Origin of the sequence: Cupriavidus sp. SIMBA_020 (assembly GCF_046535395.1) — a bacterium.
Taxonomy (GTDB): Bacteria; Pseudomonadota; Gammaproteobacteria; order Burkholderiales; family Burkholderiaceae; genus Cupriavidus; species Cupriavidus campinensis.
On record NZ_JAWRWU010001582.1, the window covers coordinates 1 to 238 of the forward strand.

Genomic DNA, 238 nt, shown 5'->3' on the forward strand with positions numbered 1-238 from the left:
TGCGCCACAACGACGGGCTCGATTACGTGCCCACCAACAAATACGTACTGTTTGGCCACCACTTCGCGGCGATCGCGGGCGCGGGTCCGCTGGTCGGCCCGGTGCTGGCCGCGCAGATGGGCTACATGCCCGGCATGCTGTGGATTCTCGCGGGCGTGGTGTTCGCGGGCGCGGTGCAGGATTTCGTGGTGCTGTTCCTCTCCACGCGCCGCGACGGCCGCTCGCTCGGCGACCTCGT

At 68.5% G+C, this 238-nt stretch carries 1 protein-coding gene; it reads left to right on the forward strand.

The features are described 5' to 3' along the window. Positions 1-238 (forward strand): carbon starvation CstA family protein (locus tag SB751_RS34940; RefSeq protein WP_410749605.1); only part of this gene is annotated, 238 nt, incomplete at both ends.